The sequence below is a fragment of the Pantoea dispersa genome (assembly GCF_035783935.1).
Classification (GTDB): Bacteria; Pseudomonadota; Gammaproteobacteria; order Enterobacterales; family Enterobacteriaceae; genus Pantoea; species Pantoea dispersa_C.
Genome location: NZ_JALKOV010000011.1, coordinates 47801 through 66855, shown reverse-complemented (window position 1 = coordinate 66855; position 19055 = coordinate 47801). Strand labels below are relative to the sequence as shown.

The 19055-nt window shown below is 59.6% G+C and carries 13 protein-coding genes and 1 pseudogene; 4 read left to right on the top strand and 10 right to left on the bottom strand.

Going from position 1 to position 19055, the window contains the following annotated elements:
* Window positions 1–98 precede the first annotated feature (98 nt).
* Entirely contained in the window at window positions 99–1016 is a 918-nt protein-coding gene (locus tag MXF20_RS19270; RefSeq protein WP_325970839.1) for a LysR family transcriptional regulator, read from the bottom strand.
* Window positions 1017–1115: 99 nt separating this feature from the next.
* Between MXF20_RS19270 and MXF20_RS19265 the strand changes: the two genes are divergently transcribed.
* On the top strand, window positions 1116–2447 hold the full coding sequence (locus MXF20_RS19265) for an aspartate aminotransferase family protein (protein WP_325970837.1): 1332 nt from the start codon (window positions 1116–1118) through the stop codon (window positions 2445–2447).
* On the opposite strand, the gene MXF20_RS19260 is transcribed toward MXF20_RS19265, so the two are convergent.
* Genes MXF20_RS19260 through MXF20_RS19245 form a run of 4 tightly spaced genes read right to left on the bottom strand, consistent with a single transcriptional unit; the run spans window position 2440 to window position 7357 of the window.
* On the bottom strand, window positions 2440–4752 hold the full coding sequence (locus MXF20_RS19260; RefSeq protein WP_325970979.1) for a molybdopterin-dependent oxidoreductase: 2313 nt from the start codon (window positions 4750–4752) through the stop codon (window positions 2440–2442). The two genes, MXF20_RS19265 and MXF20_RS19260, sit on opposite strands and share 8 nt — an antisense overlap.
* A gap of 34 nt (window positions 4753–4786) precedes the next feature.
* Entirely contained in the window at window positions 4787–5548 is a 762-nt protein-coding gene (locus MXF20_RS19255) for an amino acid ABC transporter ATP-binding protein (RefSeq protein ID WP_058758829.1), read from the bottom strand.
* A complete protein-coding gene (locus MXF20_RS19250; protein ID WP_325970835.1) occupies window positions 5541–6464 on the bottom strand; it encodes an amino acid ABC transporter permease in 924 nt (307 codons plus the stop codon). The genes MXF20_RS19255 and MXF20_RS19250 overlap by 8 nt, the downstream gene beginning before the upstream one ends.
* Entirely contained in the window at window positions 6461–7357 is an 897-nt protein-coding gene (locus tag MXF20_RS19245) for an ABC transporter substrate-binding protein (protein WP_325970833.1), read from the bottom strand. The genes MXF20_RS19250 and MXF20_RS19245 overlap by 4 nt, the downstream gene beginning before the upstream one ends.
* 503 nt (window positions 7358–7860) lie before the next feature.
* Here MXF20_RS19245 and MXF20_RS19240 point away from each other — a divergent pair.
* The gene (locus MXF20_RS19240; RefSeq protein WP_325970977.1) at window positions 7861–10029 is read left to right on the top strand and encodes a TonB-dependent siderophore receptor; all 2169 of its coding nucleotides are present in this window, start codon (window positions 7861–7863) and stop codon (window positions 10027–10029) included.
* Window positions 10030–10061: 32 nt separating this feature from the next.
* Here the strand turns inward: MXF20_RS19240 and MXF20_RS19235 are convergent.
* From MXF20_RS19235 to MXF20_RS19220, 4 genes and pseudogenes are all read right to left on the bottom strand, one after another.
* Window positions 10062–11513 (bottom strand): annotated as a pseudogene (locus tag MXF20_RS19235) (MFS transporter).
* 49 nt (window positions 11514–11562) lie between these two features.
* Window positions 11563–12159 (bottom strand): TetR/AcrR family transcriptional regulator, encoded by a 597-nt coding sequence (locus MXF20_RS19230; protein WP_325970831.1) that lies wholly within the window; start codon window positions 12157–12159, stop codon window positions 11563–11565.
* Between the two features lie 103 nt (window positions 12160–12262).
* Complete coding sequence (locus tag MXF20_RS19225; RefSeq protein WP_325970830.1) at window positions 12263–13177, bottom strand: alpha/beta hydrolase; 915 nt, start codon at window positions 13175–13177, stop codon at window positions 12263–12265.
* Between the two features lie 213 nt (window positions 13178–13390).
* Complete coding sequence (locus MXF20_RS19220) at window positions 13391–14284, bottom strand: MurR/RpiR family transcriptional regulator (protein ID WP_325970829.1); 894 nt, start codon at window positions 14282–14284, stop codon at window positions 13391–13393.
* 407 nt (window positions 14285–14691) lie between these two features.
* On the opposite strand from MXF20_RS19220, the gene MXF20_RS19215 reads away from it, so the two are divergent.
* On the top strand, window positions 14692–16824 hold the full coding sequence (locus MXF20_RS19215; protein ID WP_325970827.1) for a TonB-dependent siderophore receptor: 2133 nt from the start codon (window positions 14692–14694) through the stop codon (window positions 16822–16824).
* Window positions 16814–17953, top strand: a complete 1140-nt coding sequence (locus MXF20_RS19210) for an ABC transporter substrate-binding protein (protein WP_418936866.1) — start codon at window positions 16814–16816, stop codon at window positions 17951–17953. Before MXF20_RS19215 ends, MXF20_RS19210 begins: the two co-directional genes overlap by 11 nt.
* A 132-nt stretch (window positions 17954–18085) precedes the next feature.
* Here the strand turns inward: MXF20_RS19210 and MXF20_RS19205 are convergent, their stop codons facing one another.
* The gene (locus MXF20_RS19205; protein WP_325970826.1) at window positions 18086–19048 is read right to left on the bottom strand and encodes a cytochrome d ubiquinol oxidase subunit II; all 963 of its coding nucleotides are present in this window, start codon (window positions 19046–19048) and stop codon (window positions 18086–18088) included.
* Window positions 19049–19055 lie beyond the last annotated feature (7 nt).

The window sequence follows — 19055 nt, the reverse complement described above, 5'->3', positions numbered from 1 at the left end:
CCTCCGTTTCGCTGTCAGACTTTACCCGCACGGTGTTCAGGCTGGCGTGATACAACAAGTTAAAAGTATGTTGTAACTAGAATGCGTTAAGCAAGGCGCTAACTGCCCTGCTGCTCCAGCGCCAGCGCCTGCAAAAAGCGTTGCAGGATGGCGTTGTGGCGCGGACCCTGGCGCGTGACGAGGGCGATTTTGCTGAGGTAATGGAATTGCGTTGGCGCGAGGGCGCGCATCTGATTTTTCTCCACCCACTGTGCGGCATAGTGTTCCGGCAAAAACCCGATGTAGCGTCCGGTGAGAATGAGAAACGCGATCCCTTCGCGGTCCGAAGCGGTAGCGCTGCAGTTTAGCTGCTGATGTAGCGCAATCGCCTCCGCTGGCATGCGAAACAGCGGCGCTATCGCATCGCAGGCCGTCAGGGCGTGCTGCTCCGGCTGCTCCGCGTGGCGAAACAGCGGATGCGTATTGCTGCAATAAAGCCGCGCAGGTTCATCGTACAGCTGGGCGTACGCCAGCCCGGAAACCGGTGCCGTCATCGGCAGCGCGCCCACGTGCAGCCGTCCTTCCAGCAGGCCGCGCTCAATCTCTGCCGCGGTTAGCATACTGATATTGATGCGCACCCCTGCCCCGCTTTCGCGCAGTGCCGTCAGCGCATGGGTGATGCGCATGCGCGGCTGCGTCACCAGATTGTTGATGATGCCGATGTTGAACTCCCCGCGCAGCTGCTGGTGCAGCTGATTGACCTGCTGGCGAAAATCTTCCACCGCCGCCATCATGGTCTCGCTGTGGCGCAGAATCTCACGTCCTTCATCAGTGAGCGCAAAGCCGGCGCGACCGCGCTGACACAGGCGCATGCCCAACCGCTTCTCCAGATCGCTCATGTGCAGGCTGATGGCCGAACGCGTAATGCCGAGCAGGCTTTCGGCAGCGGAATAGCTGCCGCACTCGCTGACGGTTTTAAACACGCGCAGCAGTTTGAGGTCAAAGTCGGTGACCTGGGCCAGCGTTTTCTTTTTCATTCAGGTGAGTAAATCCATAACTGAAGACAAGTTAATTAGCATTTAACTTAACCGTGTGCGGATTGCAAACTCTGCTTATTACCCGCCGGAGGAAACCCGATGCCACAGCCAATCAATACCGCCGACCTGAATTTGCAGGCGCACTGGATGCCATTCACCGCCAACCGTTATTTTCATCAGGATCCCCGTTTTATCGTCGCCGCGCACGGCCGCTGGCTGACCGACGCCGACGGTCGCCAGATTTACGATAGCCTGTCCGGACTGTGGACCTGCGGCGCGGGCCATACGCGCCGTGAAATCCAGCAGGCGGTGGCGCAGCAGCTGGGTACACTGGATTATTCGCCCGGCTTTCAGTACGGCCATCCGCTGTCGTTTCAGCTGGCCGAGCGCATCGCCAGCCTGATGCCCGGCGATCTTAACCACGTGTTTTTCACCGGTTCGGGATCGGAGTCAGCGGATACCGCCCTGAAGATGGCGCGCGCCTGGTGCCGGGCCAAAGGGCAGCCCAATAAGACCCGGCTGATTGGTCGCGCGCGCGGCTATCACGGCGTGAATATTGGCGGCACCAGCCTTGGCGGAATTGGCGGCAACCGTAAAGCGTTTGGACAGCTGCTGGACGTTGATCACCTGCCGCATACGCTGCAGCCTGAACTGGCGTTCACCCCCGGCCAGCCCGCCAGCGGCGGCGAAGCGCTGGCGGATGAGATGCTGAAACTGATCGAGCTGCACGACGCATCGACTATTGCCGCGCTGATTGTCGAGCCGCTGTCCGGCTCCGCCGGCGCGATTATTCCACCGCGCGGCTACCTGCAGCGCCTGCGTGAGATCTGTACGCAGCACGATATTTTGCTAATTTTTGACGAGGTGATCACCGGCTTTGGCCGCATGGGACGCTGGAGCGGCGCGGAATATTTTGGCGTCACGCCGGATCTGCTCAACTTCGCCAAGCAGATCACCAACGGTGCCATTCCGCTGGGCGGCGTGGTAGCCAGCAGCGAAATCTATCACACCTTTATGTCACAGCCGCTGCCGCAGCACGCAGTTGAGTTTGCCCACGGCTACACCTATTCGGCGCATCCGGTGGCCTGCGCGGCCGCGCTGGCGACGCTGGACGTGCTGGAAAACGAGGCGCTGATTAGCCAGTCAGCCGACCTGGCCCCGCATTTTGAACGTGCGCTGCACGGGCTGCGCGAGTGTCCGCAGGTGGTGGACATCCGTAACTGCGGGCTGGTTGGCGCCATTCAGCTGGCACCCCGTGACGGCGACGCGACCGTGCGGCCATTTGAAGCGGGCATGGCGCTGTGGAAAGCCGGCTTTTACGTCCGCTTTGGCGGTGATACGCTGCAGTTCGGCCCGATGTTTGATACTCAGCCGGCCGAACTGGACCGGCTGTTTGATGCGGTAGGTGAAGCGCTCTACGGCCTCAGATAATCTCGCGACTGTAGCTGACCGGCTGCGGTGGGATGAATGCCTGCACCGGCGTCAGTTCGCCGCGGTATTTGCGTAGCTGCACCACGGTGATTTGTCCGCTACAGCCCTGCGCCAGCGATGACGTGCCGATATCCAGCGTCAGCACATTCGGATTGCCGTGGCGACACAGCGGTCGCAGCGCGGTGGGATCAACCGGATCGTACCAGGCGCCGGTCGGTAACTGCACCACCCCCGGCATAATGCTTTCGGTAACGCGCGCGCTGGCCAGCACGTGACCGCGCTGATTGTACAACTCGATAATGTCGCCGTCGGTAATGCCGCGCGCGGCGGCATCGTGCGGATGCAGGCTGCACACCTCACGTCCTTCGCGTTTGCCGCTCAGACTGTAGTCACCAAAATCCAGTTGGCTGTGCAGTCGCGTCGCCGGCTGGTTGGCGATCAGCCACAGCGGATGTTCCGCATCCGGCTGCTGCTGCGGCGCGCGCCACACCGGATGACCGGGGCAATTTTCATAGCCAAAGCTGGCGATAGTGGCGGAAAAGATTTCGATTTTGCCGCTCGGCGTCGGTAGCGGTGCCGCCGCCGGATCGGCCCGAAACGCATTGATCATCCGCCCGCCATCTTTCAGCTGTGGCAGTTCAATCACGCCCTGCAGCCAGAACTGGTCGAAGTCAGGAATCGTCACCTGATGCGCGGCCAGTTTTTCCTGCAGCTGCGCATAATGATGGCGCAGCCAGCCGCGTGCGTCGCGTCCTTCGGTGAAGGCGGCTTCACGCCCTAAACGACGCGCCAGCTCAGCAAAAATGGTGTAGTCATCCTGCGCCTGCGCGTAAGGTTGCGCCACCGGCTGCATGGCAAACAGATGACGATCGGTCGGCGCACCACCGATGTCTTCACGCTCCAGCGTCATGGTGGCCGGCAGCACGATATCCGCATGGCGCGCGCTGGCGGTCCACGCGGTTTCATGCACAATCAGCGTATCCAGCTGGCAAAACGCCTGCCGCAGCCGCGCCAGATCCTGATGATGATGGAACGGATTACCACCCGCCCAGTAGGCCAGACGGATGTGCGGATAGGTTAAGCACCGACCGTTGTAATCAAACTGCGTGCCGGGATGCAGCAGCATATCGGCAATGCGCGCCACCGGAATCAGCCGGTCGATACCGTTTTTTCCCTGCGGCAGCGCCGGGAAACTCACCAGATTGTGATGCTTACCGTAGTGGCCGAGTGCGCCGAGCGCATAGGTGTAACCACCGCCCGGCAGTCCCGGCTGGCCAAGCGCGGCCGCCAGCACCAATCCCAGCCATACCGGTTGCTCACCGTGTTCCGCGCGTTGCAACGCGTGCGCCACGGTCACCAGCACGCGCTTGCCGTGCAGCTGGCGGGCAAAATCGGTAATCGTTGCCGCGCTGACGCCACAAATCTCAGCCGCCCACTGCGCGTCGCGCCGCGTACCGTCCTCTTCGCCACGAATATAGGCCACCATTTGCGGCCAGCCGACGGTGTGGCGCGCAAGGAAATCTTCATCGGTGCGCCGCTCGTCAATCAGTACCGACAGCAGACCGAGCATGAAAGCCGTATCCGTGCCGGGACGCAGCGCCAGCCACTCTCCCTGCGCTTCATCGGGCAGATCGCTCTGCAACGGGCTCACCGAAATAAAGCGTGCGCCGCGTGCAGCCGCCTGCTGCATAAAGCCGCGTTCAGTGTGTTCGCTCAGGCCACCGCTCGCCACCTGCGAGTTTTTCAGTGCCAGGCCGCCAAACGCCAGCACGATCTCGCTATGCCGGGCAATCTCTTCCCAGCTGACGCCACGGCGGGCGATCTCAGTCATATCGCCAACGATATGCGGCAACAGCACCGAAGCCGAGCCGGAGCTGTAGCTGTTGACCGAGCGCACGTAGCCGCCCATCACCGTGTTGAGAAAACGGTGCACCTGGCTCTGCGCGTGGTGAAAGCGGCCGGCGCTCGACCAGCCATACGAGCCACCAAAAATGCCTTCCGGCCCATACGCTGCACCCACGCGCTGCAGCTCGCGCGCCACCAGCGTGTAAGCCTGCTCCCAGCTAACCGCCACATAGTCATCATCGCCCCGACGCAGATCCGCGCCGGGCCCGTTTTCCAGCCAGCCGCGCCGCACCATTGGTTGCGCCACGCGCGCCGGATGATGCAGGACGTTGTGAAAGTTTTGCAGCAGCGGGCTGGGATCGGGATCGCCGTGGAACGGTTCGATGGTCAGCCGATCGCCCTGCTGTCGGGCAGTAAAAGCACCCCAGTGGGCGCTGTGCATCACCGGTTTTTGCGTCATCATGCTTCCTGGCGTCAAAAATGAAAAACGGTGCTTACAGCACCGTTGCAATAAAGTTTCTTACCCGGCCGTTTTCCGGATCGTCGAGCACCTGCTGCGTCGGCCCTGCCGCCACAATCCGCCCGCCTTCCATAAACACGATGTTGTCGGCCACCTCGCGCGCAAAACCAATCTCATGCGTCACGATCACCATGGTGATGCCGGAGTGCGCCAGCTGTTTAATCACCTGCAGCACTTCGCCCACCAGTTCCGGATCGAGCGCAGACGTGGGCTCATCAAACAGCATCACGCCGGGATCCATCGCCAGCGCACGGGCAATCGCCACGCGCTGCTGCTGACCACCGGAGAGATTCTGCGGCCACTCTTCTTCGCGCCCGGCCAGTCCCACCTGCTTTAGCAGCGACAGCGCTTTGCTGGTCGCCTGCTGGCGGCTCTGCTTTTTCACCCGCATCGGTGCATCCACAATGTTTTGCAGCACGGTGCGGTGCGGGAACAGGTTGAATTGCTGAAACACCATGCCGATTTCGGCGCGCTGCCGGGCAATCTCGCTGCTGCTTAGCTCGTGCAGCGCCTGGCCTTTCTGTTTGTAACCGATGATCTCGCCGCCGATGCGAATGGTACCGCCATCCAGTTTTTCCAGATGGTTGATGCAGCGCAGCAGCGTTGATTTGCCCGAGCCGGACGGCCCGAGAATCACCGTCACCGAACCGGCGGGAATATCGAGATTGACCTCATCGAGGATAGTGACGCCGGAAAAACGCTTGGTCACCTTGCGTAAGGCGATCGCTTCAGCCATTGCTTACGCTCCTTTCAGCTTTCGGCGCGGAGAAACCAGGCAGCGACTTGAGTAAACTGCGCTTTTCACGGCGCGTCACGCCACGACCAAAGTAGCGCTCAACGTAGAACTGACCAATTGACAGCACCGAGGTCATCAGTAAATACCACAGCGTCGCCACCAGCAGTAGCGGAATCACTTCATAAGTGCGCTGATAGATGATCTGCGCCGAAAACAGCACATCCTGCAGCGAAATCACCGAAACTACCGCGGTAGTTTTCAGCTGACCGATGATTTCATTACCGGCTGGCGGCATGATGGCACGCATCGCCTGCGGTAAGACGGTGTGACGGAAAATCTGCGCCGGACGATAGCCCAGCGCACGGGCCGCTTCCAGCTGGCCGTTGCCAACGCTCTGGATCCCGGCGCGCACAATCTCAGCCGCATAGGCGGACTGATGCATCACCAGCGCGATCACCGCCGCGCTGAACGGGCTGACCAGCGCATTCGACTGGGTACTCCAGATTTCGCCGAGCCCCGGCAACGACAGCGAAATGGTCGGATACAGCGCCGCGATGTTGTACCACAGGAACAGCTGGACCAGCATCGGCACGCCACGGAAAAACCAGGTATAGAACCAGCTGACGCCGACCAGCACCGGGTTGGATGACAGGCGCATCAGCGCCAGCACCGTACCGAAAGCGAAGCCCAGCACCACCGAAATCGCCGTCAGCTGCAGCGTCATCAGCACGCCCTGCAGGATTGACTCGCCGGTGAAGTTTTCCGCAATCACGCCCCATTCGAAGCGTGGATTGTTAATCATCGAGTGCGCCATCGCCACCACGCACAACAGCACCACCAGCGCACTGAGCCAGCGTCCGTAATAGCGTTTACCGACGATCTTCAAATCGTCGGTGTGGTCGTGAAAATCACTCATTGAAAGATATCCTGATTACGTTTTGACTCTTTAACCGCACCAAAGCCGATGCCCCAGTTATCGAGGATCTTCTGATAGCTGCCATCTTTGATCAGCGAGTTGAGCGCTGCCTGCACCGCGGGCTCAAGCGCGGAATCTTTCGGGAAGGCCACCGAAACCGGCGCGTCATGCACGGTGATTTCGCCGCTCATGGTCAGCGGTTTGATCACTTTCACCTGCCACAGCAGGCCTTCGTACGGACCGAGGAACATCGGCACGCGACCGCTCACCACCGCCTGCACGCCCGCCGGGCGATCCGGGAACACCGACACTTTGATCGGTTTGTTGCCGGCGGCTTCACAGGCTTTGCTGGCCTCTTCCAGACGGGTTACCTGAGTGGTACCGGAACCGGCGCCGACTTCTTTACCGCACACCGCATCAAGGGTTTTGAACGGCGCCACGTTGGCGTCTTTCCGCGAAATAATGCCCAGACGGCTGGCGTCGTAATAGCTGACGAAGTCGATGATTTTGGCGCGCGCCGGCGTGGCGTTGATGTTGGACAGCGCCACATCGTAGCGACCGGTTTTCAGGCCAGGAATAATGTTGTCGAAGCCGCCGGTATCGCGCCACTGCACCTGAATGCCGAGACGCTCACCGACCGCGTTCATGATGTCAATTTCACGACCGGCCAGCGTTTTGTTGTCTTCTTTATAGAAGGTAGTAGGCGGCGTGTTGGGGTTGGTTCCTGCCACAATATAGCCGCGCTTCGCCACGTCGGCAGGCACCAGGCTTTTCAGCGCGGCATCAACCTGAACATGCAGTGAGCTGTCGGTGGGGACGGATTGTTCGGCGGCAAACGCGGTGTGCGCACTGAGAGCGAGTGCGAAAAGGGTGATACCTTTTGCGAATTTCACTGGAACCTTTCTCCTGATATGTAAAATGTTTCCCGGCAGGGAAAAGGCGTCGAGGTAGCGATGTATTTTTCCCTTTGCTCATGTCACGTAAAGCCGCGCAGCGCAAAGGATTGTCATCCTCAGAACGTCCCGCAGCCATTCTCAGGAAGATAGGCAGCGATCACAAATGCGAAAAACAGATATCTATTGCCGGAATCTGGCAATAGGGTACGTTGCAGGCCGGAACGCGGCCCTGCCGCCGGGATAAATTCAGATAGTTACCGCAAATCAGGCACCTGCTTATCTTGTAAGACCGCATCATTTACCTTTTAACCATCACTTTCCCGTTTAAGCGGCGATCCGCCTTGCTGACAAAAGCTGACAAAACGGCAATGAAATCCGCTGTTTTACGCCGTTATGTAAAGAAGCCGCACATCAATATACAATGCGAACCATTCTCATTATCATGCGCATTTGCTTACAAATGTTAACGCATCAGGGAGATGATATAAGTGAATGTAACCATGTGTGGCAAAAAGCGTCCCGTCGCGCTGTGCCTGGCAGGCCTGTTAACCTCACCGGTTTTTGCCGCTGAACCCACGGAGAAGCTGGCCGACGATGAGTCGATGATTGTGACGGCAGAACAGGAGCTGAAGCAGCAGCCGGGCGTTTCCACCATCACGGCGGAAGACATCAAAAAAAGCCCGCCGGTGAATGACCTCGCGGACATCATCCGCAAAATGCCCGGCGTCAACCTCACCGGTAACGGCGCCAGCGGCAGCCGCGGTAACAACCGGCAGATCGATATTCGCGGCATGGGCCCGGAAAACACCTTAGTGCTGATCGATGGCGTGCCGGTAACGTCGCGCAACTCGGTGCGCTACAGCTGGCGCGGCGAGCGTGACTCGCGCGGAGATACCAACTGGGTGCCACCGGAAATGGTGGAGCGCATTGAGGTGATACGCGGTCCGGCCGCCGCACGCTACGGCTCCGGCGCGGCCGGCGGTGTGGTCAACATCATTACCAAACGCCCGACCAATGACTGGCACGGCTCGCTGTCGCTGTTCACTAACCAGCCAGAAGATGACAAAGAAGGCGCCACCCGCCGTGCAAACTTTAATCTCAGCGGCCCGCTGGCCGGAGATGCACTCACCATGCGGCTATACGGCAACCTGAATAAAACCGATGCCGACGCCTTCGACATCAATACCGCGCAAAATGGATCTTACGCCGCCGGACGCGAAGGCGTGCGTAACAAAGACATCAACGGCGTGCTGTCGTGGAAAATCACCCCGACGCAGATTGTTGATTTCAGCTACGGCTACAGTCGCCAGGGCAATATTTACGCCGGCGACACGCAGAACAGCAACAGCAATGCCAGCGCCAACGGGCTGGTGGAAGCGCTGTACGGCAGCGAAACCAACCGCCTGTATCGCCAGAATTACGGTGTGGTGCATAACGGCATCTGGGACTGGGGTACTTCAAAGCTCAACTTTAGCTATGAGAAAACCAACAACACTCGCCTGAAAGAAGGTTCCGGCGGCAGCACCGAAGGGATGATCAACAGCGATACGTACGCCACCAGCCGGCTGGAGAGCTATCGTGCCGGCGGCGAGATCAACTTCCCGCTGCAGCTGCTGGTCGATCAAACCGTCACGCTGGGTGCTGAGTGGAATCGCGATACGCTCAACGATCCGGCCTCGGTCCAGGCCACCAGCGCACCTGGCGTCGATTTCGGCGGCGTCTCCAGCGACGGCACGCAGCGTGACAGTAAAAACAGCGCCACCATCAGCTCGCTCTATTTCGAAGACAACATCGCCGCCACTGACTCCACTGAAGTGATTCCCGGCCTGCGCTTCGACTATCACGATCGGTTTGGCGCTAACTGGAGCCCGAGCCTCAACCTGTCGCAGGGCCTCGGCGACTACTTCACGCTTAAAGCCGGTATCGCGCGCGCCTTTAAAGCGCCAAATCTGTATCAGTCCACTGAGGGCTATATCCTGTCGACGCGCGGTAACGGTTGCCCGATTGGCCTGTCACGCTGTTACCTGCTGGGCAGCAGCGATCTCGATCCCGAGATCAGCGTGAATAAAGAAGTGGGCATTGAGTTCAGCAATCAGGGCTACGTCGCGGGCATCACCTGGTTCCGCAACGATTACAAAAACAAGATCATCTCCGGCACCACGCCGGTGGTGTCAACCGGCTCGTATAACCTGCTGCGCTGGGAAAACGGCGGTAAAGCGATTGTCGAAGGGCTGGAAGGCAATCTGAGCATCCCGCTGATCGCCGACACGCTGGAGTGGCGCACCAATGCCACCTACATGTTCCGCTCGGAGAGCAAAAAAACCGGTAATCCGCTGACGGTGATTCCGGAATTCACCATCAACTCGCAGCTGGAGTGGCAGGCGACCGAGGCGCTGAGCGCCAACATCAACTGGACGCAGTACGGTCGGCAGAAGCCACGCCAGTATGCGGAAACCAGTCTGGAGGCCAGCCGCGGTCTGTCGCAGCGTGAAATCAGCCCGTATTCCATTGTCGGGCTGAACCTCAACTACGACATCACCAAAAACCTCAGCGCCAACGCCGGTATCAACAACCTGTTTGATAAGCGCGTGTACCGCGAGAATGCCGGGGCATCGACCTATAACGAACCGGGCCGCGCCTGGTACGCCGGTGTCACGATGTCGTTCTGAGGAATGGACGCGATTGGTTAGAGCGAGCGAACTTAGCTGAGCGGTTTAAGCACCGCCGCCTGTGTGGCAGGCCTGCGCGCCAGCCGGATGCTCAACAGCGCGCCGGCCGCCAGACAGATCGACATACACACTATCGCCACGATGAAGGCATGGGTAATTTATCCCGGCCCCTTGCCCGTGCCCAGCACGGCATAAAAGATCCCGCCGATAATCGCCACGCTCAGTGCCGTGCTCAGTTGCAACGTGGAGCTGGCGATACCGGCAATCATCCCGGCCCAGGCGGGTGCCACGCGTCCGGTGACGATGTGCATCAGCGTCGGCAGCGCCAGTCCCTGACCAAACCCCACCACAAACAACCCCACGGCCAGCGGCAGCCCAGACGGTGACACCCCGACCGGCGTGCTGGCCATCAGCCACGCCAGGCCCAGCAGGCCGACCACTTCCAGCACCATCCCAGTGGCGTTAACGTAAGGCCCAATCAGCCGTCGCGCAGCGGGCGTGGATAGCGGCCCAAGTAAAAAGCCCGCGCCAAATGGCAGGAAGATCAGCCCGGCGCTCAGTACGCCCTGATGCAGCGCGCCCTGTAAATAGATGGAGAACAGCAGGAAGAATACGCCAATCGAGTAGAACAGCAGTGCCAGCAGCAGCGACAGCCCCAGACCCGGCACGCTGAAGATCGCCGGATCGATCAGCGGATCGCCGCCCTGCTTTGCCAGCCGGCTTTCATAGCGCCAGAACAGACTGCCCAGCACCGGCACCAGCAGCAGCGATAGCCAGGCCCACAGCGGCCAGCCCGCTTCCCGTCCTTCAATCAGCGGCACGATCAGCAGACCCAGCGTCATCATCGACAGTCCCATTCCGCCAAAATCCAGCTTGCGCGCGTGCTGTGCGCGCGTCTCTTTAATTAACCGCACGCCAAACAGCAGCACCAGCAGCGCCACCGGCAGATTGACCAGGAAAATGGCGCGCCAGCCGCTACCGAACAGGTTGAGTGAGATCAGGACGCCGCCCAGCGCCTGGCCGATCACCGAAGCCAGACCAAATACCGCGCCGTACAGGCTCAGCGCACGCGATTTCTCCGCTTCCGGGAAAATCGCCTGAATCGAAGCCAGCGCCTGCGGGGCCATAATCGCTGCAGTGATGCCCTGCAGCACCCGGCCGGCAATCAGCGCGCCCGGCGACCAGGCAAAGCCACAAAGTGCAGAAGCCGCCGCAAACCCGGTCAGCCCAATGAAGAACATGCGCCCGCGGCCAAACAGATCGCCGAGGCGACCGCCGGTAATCAGCGTGACGGCATAAAACCCGGCATAGGACGAGATGACAAATTGCTCCGCCGAGCCGGACGTGGCCAAATCGCTCTGAATCGAGGGCAGCGCCACATTGACAATAAAGAAATCCAGCGGCGGTAAAAACGCGCCTGTCAGCAGAACGATGAACATCGCCCAGCGACGCGGATCGGGAGTTAACGCGTGCGGTTCGGACATCATAACACCTCACTAAGGAACCAATCGGTTCCAATATGGATAAAAAAATTTAGTCGAGCAGACGCATTGTGCAGTCCACCACGGCGTTCATTTCAGCTTCCGTTGCCCCGGTTTTACCGAGGATGCGCATCCCTTCAATCTGGCAAACCAGTAAGCGTGCCAGCACCTGCTCATCACGTTCGGGCAGCTCTCCGCTCAGCTGACCGCGTACCAGCGTTGCCGCATACAACTGCTGCAAACGCCGGAACATGCGCCCCGTGCGTTCGGCAACCTGTTCATCATGTGCAGCTAACTCGGTAGTCAGTGACACTACCAGACAGCCGCGCCGCCCTTTCTCACCGCTGGAGAGCGCGGCATAGCGCAGCAGCGAGGCGCGAATCGCCGCTTTTACTGCACCGGGCTGCGCCAGAATGTCCGAGGTGGCCTTCAGGCCTTCGGTCATGTAGATGTCCAGCGCCGCCAGCAGCAGCCCTTTTTTATCGCCAAACGCTTTGTAGAGACTGCCGCGCGATAAACCGGTTCCGGCGATCAAATCCGGTAGCGACGCGGCTTCATAGCCGCGATCCCAGAAAACATGCATGGCGCTGCGCGCAGCCTCCTCCAGCTCAAACTCGCGCGGGCGACCGATAGCGGACAGATTCTTCATGAGGACACTCACCTGCAATTATAAACCGATTGGTTCCTATCATAGCCGCAGATCAAGTATTAGTGCAAGCTGGCCACGCCAGTCGTTGGAACGCAGACAGGCATCAGACAAAAAACTGGCGTAACGCGTCGGCCAGCGCCTGCGGTTGCTCATCCGGGATGAAGTGACCGCAATACGCGAAGCGAATGCCACTGACGTCGGCAGCAAAGGCGCGCAGCGGCTGGGCCATATCGGCAATCGAGCCCTGGTCGGCGCTCACCGCCAGCAGCGGGATCGCGAGTTTTCCCCGGTTTTGCAGCAGCTGACGATTCTGCTCCGCTGAGGTGCTGACCTCACGGTACGCCGCCATGCCCGCGCGCAGTGCGCCGTTTTGCTGCAACAGCCGCACGTATTCCGCCATCTCCTCGTCACCAAACACCATCGGACTGGCCGCCTTACGCTGCAAAAACCACTGCAGATAGAGCGCTTCCCGACCGGCGATCAGCGCTTCCGGCAGATCCGGCAACAGATGAAAAGCGAAATGCCAGGTTTTCCAGGCTTTGTCCGGTGAGGCAGGCAGCGCATCCGGCAGCGTCACGCCGGGAATGCCGGCATCCAGCAGCGCCAGTTTGAGGATGGCATCACCGTGCAGCATCGCCAGCGGCCAGGCAACCCAGGCACCGACGTCATGCGCCGCCAGGTAGTAACGCGCAACGCCCAGTTGCTGCAACAACCCCTGCAAGCTGTGCGCCAGCGAAGTGGTGTCATAACCGCTGGCGGGCTTGTCGGAATCGCCCTGACCCGGCAGATCCGGCGCAATGATGAAGTAGTCCGTCGCCAGCTGCGCCATCACCTTACGCCAGGCAAACCAGCTCTGCGGAAAGCCCGCCAGCAGGACCAGCACTGGTCCCTGCGCATTGCCACCGCTGACATAGTGCAGCCGCACGCCCGCCACCGTGGCGTAAGCGTGGTTAAATTGCGGCAGATGATCGACGGGCTGTGACCAGCGTGGCGCGGTGTCCAGGGCAGGCAGTGACATAAGCGTTCTCCGGTTATTTTGGTAAAGAGTGTTTCCTTATTGGATGCGCATCTGCTGTGCTGCCTGGCGTTTGGCATGAGCTGATTAAGGAAATGTTTATTTCCTTAATATTAGCGACAGCGACGCGCGCCTTGCAAGCGGGTTGATGAAATTGATCATTTACGCCGGAGGATGTGGCAAAACGCGCCGTAACAGCGCCCGAACACTGCGGCGTTATCCCGCCTTCTTCGCCGTGGGTTTCAGCGATCGATTGAGATCCTGAATGCGCTTCATGGTTTTTACCGTACGCGCCGAACTGGCCGAAGCCACCGCCAGAATCAGCATTTCGAGGCACACCAGCACCGTACCGTGCAGCGGCATGCGACCATTTTCACCGCCGCGCGGCACGTTGATCACCACATCCGCCTGCTGCGCAAACGCCGAATCCAGCGCGTGGGTCAGTAGAATCACCGGCATACCCAGCCGCTGCGCCTCTTTCAGCGTGGTCATGCCTTCACGATGCGCCGATTTCTGCGCCATCATGATCAGCACATCGCCGCGTTGCAGCGTAATCAACTGCTCCGCCAGTGCAATTCCGGCACGGTTAAGCGTCACCGCCGGAATGCCGATGCGCCGAAACAGGCGAGCGCTGTACTCTGCCAGAATGCCGGAGGCGTTGATGCCAAACAGCGCCACCTGGCGCGCTTCCAGCAGCAGCGCTACCGCCGCTGCGACTGCCTGGCGGTTATCCGGCGCTGCCAGCACTTCACAGGCATGCTGATGGCCACCCAGCACAAAATCGATGCCGGAATTAATGTCACACGACAATTCACTGACGGTGGCGCTCATCTTCTCTTCCGAGTTTTGCGCCGGGCCGAACCATGCTGCCAGCGTGGTTTTCAGATCGCGCAAACCGGCAAAGCCCAGCGCCTGAACAGTGCGCACCACCGTGGCATCAGAAGTCTGTGTCGCCTGTGCGATGTCTAACGCCGTCGCCTCTAATATGGCCTCACGATGCTCATGGATATATCGCGCCACGGTTTGCAGGCTGGGCGATAATGTCGCCGCGCGCGCCCGGTAGCGATCGCCTAATACATCCACGCGATTTTTAATGTTATTTGCCGCCATTATGTTGCCCGTTAGTAATATCGCATCGTTGTGAACCGCATCGGCAGGCCGGTTTGTAGTGAAAATTTGCGCTGCTACCGCTGCCCACTCCCTTCACGTCTGGCTTAACCCGGCCAACCTCAAACGCCATAAAATCAATAATTAACTGATTTAAAATAAATTTTATGACAATTCCGGTTCAAAAGTTTTTGCCGCGTTCTGCTGTAGTATCCACGCCATCATTTACATTTACTACTACATTTTTTCATGTTTGAATGATTCTCAATTACATCTCAGCCGCTTTTTTCCGCTGACTGATGGCATAACAATGCCGGGCCGCGAATGTCCTGTTCGTCACCGGCAACTTTTGACTGATAGCTTCGTTGCGCGGAATAAATGCTTCCGCCATTACACCAGGTTTATATTCAATGCAGAACAACTCACCTCTGGCGATTAAATTGCTGTGCCATCCGGCTATCCTTGCCGCTATTTACGGCGTGACCGTACTGAACAGCGCTGACAGCCTGGCCGCTGAACCAGACAGCACGCTTACCGTGACGGCGCAGCAGCAAAATGGAGACGACGGTTACAGCGCCACCAGCAGTTCGGTCGCCAGCAAAACGCCGGTGTCGCGCCTCAATGAAGCACAATCGGTGAGCGTAGTGACGCAACAGCAGCTGGAAGATTATCAGGCCGCCAACCTCGCCGACGCGCTGCGTTTTGTCAGCGGCGTGAGCGAAGGCAACACGCTGGCGGGCACTGAAGATGGCTTTGTCCGGCGCGGCTTTGGCAGCAACTCGGACGGCTCCATCTACCGTGATGGCGTGCGCAGCAGCCAGGGTTTGAATTTCGACGCCACTACCGAGCGCGTTGAGGTGCTGAAGGGCTCAGCGTCACTGCTGTACGGCATCCAGAATCCCGGCGGCGTAATCAATATCGTGAGTAAAAAGCCGCAATACACCTGGCACAGCAAAGTCAGCGGTCGCGCGGCCAGCGAAGGCGGCGGCGCGGGCACGCTGGACGTCACCGGCCCGCTCGGTAACGGTTTTGCCTTCCGCCTGATTGCTGAAAAGCAGAATCAGGATTACTGGCGCAATTTCGGCAGCGATAAACACACCTTAATCGCCCCCTCGCTACAGTGGTATGGCGAGCAGGCCAGCTTCCTCATCAGCTACGAGGATTATCAGTACGATATTCCTTACGATCGCGGCACGGCGTTTGTTAACGGTCAGCCGGCGGCGATTGGCTATAAAGGTCGCCTGGACGATAAAGCTAACCATGCGTGGGGCCACAATAAAACCCTGAACGCGCACTACGACTGGCAGTTTAATGAGGCATGGAGCACACGCCTGACTCTCGGCTGGAACCAGCGTCAGTACGACAACAACGAAGTGCGGGTCACGGCGATCAACCCCACCACCGGCGTGGTGACACGACGCGCCGACGCCAACCGCGGCTTCAACCATAAAACCAAATACGTAGCATGGGATGTGATCGGTTCCCCGCAGCTGTTTGGCATGACGCACGATGTGGTGTTCGGCACCGATTATGAAATGAACCAGACTTACCGTGCGCACCAGTATCAGGGCAAAGCGAACACCGGCTTTAACCTGTACGATCCGCAATACGATATGCTCGCGCCGGTCACTAACAGCAGCAGCGAAAACCGTGCCAACGCCAACCTGCTTAACCGCCTGCACAGTCGCTCGGTGTACGCCAAAGACAGCATTTCGCTCACCGACAACTGGATTGCGGTGCTGGGCGGACGCTATCAGCACTATGAACAGCGCGCGTCAAAGGGCTTCGATCCGGTGGTGCAAACGCTGGACAGCGAGGGCAACAAGTTCCTGCCGCAGGCCGGGCTGATCTACAAACTGACGCCGGATGTCTCACTGTACAGCAGCGTGAGCAAATCCTTTACGCCGTCGACTGACGTCGACGATGACGGCAACGTCGGCAAGCCGGAACAGGGCACCACGTGGGAAGTGGGCAGCAAATGGCAGATTTCGCCCCGGCTGTTTGCCAGCGTAGCGCTGTACCGCATCGACGAACGCGATATGTCGCTCAACATTAACGGCAACACCCGCGCCATCAATAAAGCGCGTTCGAGCGGCGCTGAATTTGAACTCAATGGTGAAGTGCTGCCGGGCTGGGATCTGAGCGCCAACTACAGCTACGATAAGGCCGAAATCGTCGACGATGGCGTCAATCCGGCCAACAATGGCAACCGGCTGCAGAACGCACCGCGTCATGCCGGGGCGCTCTACCTGAGCCATAATCTGACGCTGAACGGCGTTCCCGGCGACTTCCGCGTCGGCGGGGGTGCGCGCTATGTCGGTTCACGTGCCGGCGATCCAGAGAACAGCTTTACGCTGCCGGATTATGTGGTCGCCGACAGCTTTATCGCCTGGAATAATCAGCTGTTTGGCGAGAAAACCCAGCTGAAGCTTAACCTGAATAACCTGTTCAATAAGCACTATTACACCTCCAGCGGCGGCAACCTGCGCGTGCGCGAAGGGGAAACCCGTAACCTGATGGTCGAGGCCAGCGTTGAATTCTGATCGAGCAAAAAAGTCACTGACGTGGCGCGCCAGACTGGCTGCCCTCCTGCTGCTGGTGTTCAGCACCAGCGCGCTGGCAAAGGTGATTACCGACATTGACGGCAATCGGGTGGAGATTCCCGATAATCCGCAGCGCATCGTGCTGGGCGAAAGCCGCATGCTGTATACGCTGGCGCTGCTGGCACCGGACGACCCGTTCCGCCACATCGTTGGCTGGCCGCGCGACCTGCAAAAATATGACAGCCAGACATGGAACAGTTTTGCGCGCCGTTTTCCGCAGATGCTGAACATCCCGGCGCTCGGGTCGGGCGGCCCGCAGGCAATCAATCCGGAGCAGATTCTCGCCCTGCGGCCGGACGTGGTGATTATGCCAAGCCTGGCACGCTACGATGATGCCGATCTGAGGCTGGTGAGCATTCTGAACGCTGCGCATATTCCGGTGGTGAAGATCGATCTGCGCGTGCATTTGTTGAAGAACACCCGGCGCAGCGTGGAGATTTTTGGTGAAGTACTGAATCAGCAGGCGCGCGCGGCGGCGTTCAACCGCTTTTACAGTGCGCACCTGCAGGTGATTGAGAAACGGCTGGCGCGCTATCACGGGCCGAAACCCACGGTGCTGTTGCAGTTGCATCTGGGACGGCGCAATGAGTGCTGCGTGACGGCGATTAACGGCAGCCTCGGCGAGTTGCTCAATGCCGCCGGCGGCGACAATATCGCTGGTAAGACCCAGCACGGCGTGTTTGGCCGTTTGAGTGAAGAGCAGGTGATTGCTGCCCAGCCAGAGTATTACTTTGCCACCGGCTTTGGCGATAACGCCAGCGCAGGCCTGCTGCGCCTTGGGCCGGATGTCGCGCGCGACGCGGTGCTGAGCAGTTTTCGCCAGCTCACCGCACAGCAGAACGGCTTGCGCGAGCTGAAGGCGATTCGCAACGGCCATGCGGCGGTCATCTGGATGAATTTTTATCTCAGCCCGTGGCACATTGCAGCGACCGAGTTCATGGCAAAAACGCTGTATCCGCAGCTGTTCGCCGATGTCGATCCGCAGCAGACGCTGGAAACCCTGTTCCGCGATTTCCTGCCGATCCCCTATCGCGGCACGCTGTTTATGGGGATTCCGGCGGTGGATTAACCGTGCTGTTCACCCTGATATTTCTGTGCAGCCATTCCGGTGCGCATGAATGCGCACCCTACAGATGACCTCAGACCCGATGCCGTTATGCATTGATGCGCCCCCCGGGAATGGTCCCTGTAGGGTCGCCATTTATGGCGACCGCTGAGATGTCTGCGGCTGGCGCTTAAACACCCAGAACGCCCAGCTGTGGTACAGCAGCGTCAGCGGCAACACAATCAGCAGCCCCGTCACCACAAACCCCTGGGTTACCGGTGAGGATGCCTGCTGATGCATCTCCAACTGCCACGGCAATAACCACGGATAAAGCCCGCACGCCAGCGCCGCGACCACCACGCCGATCTGCAGCAGCGTAATCATCAGTAACGCCACCATCGCTTCGCGCCACAGCGTGAGCAATTGCAGCAATCCCAGCACGGGCAACAGGCTCAGCAACACTTTTCCCGGCCAGCGCTGCCAGCTCTGCTGCCACAGCGCCGGCTCCAGCAACAGCACGGCAATGAAGCAGGCCAGCGTCACCACCCACCACAGCATGGCCAGGGTGCGCGCCCGCTCCACCACCGGCTCGCCAATGCGCCAGCACAGCCAGCAGCAGCCCAGCAATAAATCAACCGCCACCAGCCCGACACCGCACAGCAGCGGCGCCAGCGCGAAATCGATCACAATACCGCTGGGCGGGCGCGACACCAGGATCAAGCCGCTCATCCAGCCGGGCAGAAACGCCGTCAGCAGCGAGCTGACCATTAGCAGCCGGTCCAGCCAGCGTTGCCCGGCCTCGCCGGCCTGACCGCGATATGCCAGCGCCAGCCCGCGCACAAACAGCGCCAGCAGAAACACAAACAGCGGCACCCGCAGCGTTTGCAGCAGCAAACTGTACAGCGGTGGAAACAGCGCCAGCATGCCGCCCGCCAGCAGCACCAGCCAGGTTTCATTGGCATCCCACAGCGGCAGCAGGCTGTGCACCATCCACTGCCGTTCTTGTGGCTGGTCGAAACTGTACAGCAGCATGCCGACGCCGGTATCCGTGCCGTCCAGCGCCAGATACATCAGCAGGGCAAACAGCAGGAGCACAGCAGAAAGTTCGGCCATCATCATGCATCTC

Bases quoted from the DNA above. Each gene is read 5' to 3' on its own strand.
- MXF20_RS19270 (WP_325970839.1), bottom strand. From the start codon at position 1,016: ATGAAAAAGAAAACGCTGGCCCAGGTCACCGACTTTGACCTCAAACTG.
- MXF20_RS19265 (WP_325970837.1), top strand. From the start codon at position 1,116: ATGCCACAGCCAATCAATACCGCCGACCTGAATTTGCAGGCGCACTGG.
- MXF20_RS19260 (WP_325970979.1), bottom strand. From the start codon at position 4,752: ATGACGCAAAAACCGGTGATGCACAGCGCCCACTGGGGTGCTTTTACT.
- MXF20_RS19255 (WP_058758829.1), bottom strand. From the start codon at position 5,548: ATGGCTGAAGCGATCGCCTTACGCAAGGTGACCAAGCGTTTTTCCGGC.
- MXF20_RS19250 (WP_325970835.1), bottom strand. From the start codon at position 6,464: ATGAGTGATTTTCACGACCACACCGACGATTTGAAGATCGTCGGTAAA.
- MXF20_RS19240 (WP_325970977.1), top strand. From the start codon at position 7,861: ATGTGTGGCAAAAAGCGTCCCGTCGCGCTGTGCCTGGCAGGCCTGTTA.
- MXF20_RS19230 (WP_325970831.1), bottom strand. From the start codon at position 12,159: ATGAAGAATCTGTCCGCTATCGGTCGCCCGCGCGAGTTTGAGCTGGAG.
- MXF20_RS19225 (WP_325970830.1), bottom strand. From the start codon at position 13,177: ATGTCACTGCCTGCCCTGGACACCGCGCCACGCTGGTCACAGCCCGTC.
- MXF20_RS19220 (WP_325970829.1), bottom strand. From the start codon at position 14,284: ATGGCGGCAAATAACATTAAAAATCGCGTGGATGTATTAGGCGATCGC.
- MXF20_RS19215 (WP_325970827.1), top strand. From the start codon at position 14,692: ATGCAGAACAACTCACCTCTGGCGATTAAATTGCTGTGCCATCCGGCT.
- MXF20_RS19205 (WP_325970826.1), bottom strand. From the start codon at position 19,048: ATGATGATGGCCGAACTTTCTGCTGTGCTCCTGCTGTTTGCCCTGCTG.